Source organism: Streptomyces atriruber (assembly GCF_001418325.1).
GTDB lineage: Bacteria > Actinomycetota > Actinomycetes > Streptomycetales > Streptomycetaceae > Streptomyces > Streptomyces atriruber.
In genome coordinates this window covers 1-869 of record NZ_LIPN01000399.1, presented here as the reverse complement: position 1 = coordinate 869, position 869 = coordinate 1, and the positions used below count along the sequence as shown (strand labels likewise).

Sequence of the window (869 nt, the reverse complement as noted above, 5' to 3'; positions counted from 1 at the left end):
CGCCGCCGACCGCCTCGCCGCTCTCGCGGGCGACGGCGAGGAGCCCGGCACCCTCCGCGCCCGAGCCGTGCACGCGCTCGGACTGATCGGCGCGCGAGAGTCGTTGCCGGTGCTGCTGGCCGCTGCCCGGGATCCGCTGGAGCCGGTGCGGATGCAGGCGGCGCAGGCGTTGGGCCGGTTCCCTGTCGCCGAGGCCGCCGATGTGCTCGGGGAGCTCGCGGCGAGGGATGCGAGCCGTGATGTGGCGCGGGGCGCGGTGCGGGCGCTGGGGCGGATCGGTGGCCCGGGAGCGTACGTTCTGGCCTCGCTTGCGGAGCCACCGCGGTTCCGGCGGCACATCGGGGACGAACTGGTCGCGGCGCTCGCCGGGTGCCCGGGGGCCGTGGCGGTGGCGGCACTGGCCGGTCTCGCCGTCTCGCCGGAGGTCGAGGACATCCACCTGCCCGCGACCGAGGCGCTGGCGGACCGCCGCTCCCCCGACTGCGTCGCGCCGCTGGCCGCGCTGCTCACCGCCGAGCGCTCGACCTACCTGCGCGACCCGGCGCTGCGCGGTCTCGCGGCGCTGGACACGGAGGAGGCCGACGCGCACGTCATCGCGTACTGCAGGACGAACGGCCTCGCGAGCGAGACAGCACGCGCGGCGCTCCGCGAGGTCGCCGACCGCAGGCGCTGAGTCGCCGGTCGGTGCTCCCTGGGTTCAGGTCGCGGAATCCTCGTCGGCGATGAGGTCCAGAAGCTGGTCGGGGGTGAGGGTGGCAAGGTCGACGGAGCGGTCTTCGCTCACGAGTCGTGCCGACGCTTGCTGCGCCCTGAGCTGTTGGGCGCGTTCGATGAGGTCGCTGGCGCGGCGCCGTTTCTGGATACGGTCG

The 869-nt window shown here is 75.3% G+C and carries 1 protein-coding gene; it reads left to right on the top strand.

The window, feature by feature from the left end:
• The coding region (locus AOK03_RS41420) for a HEAT repeat domain-containing protein (protein WP_167355667.1) at window positions 1-673 on the top strand (673 nt) is incomplete at its 5' end.
• Between the last annotated feature and the right edge of the window lie 196 nt (window positions 674-869).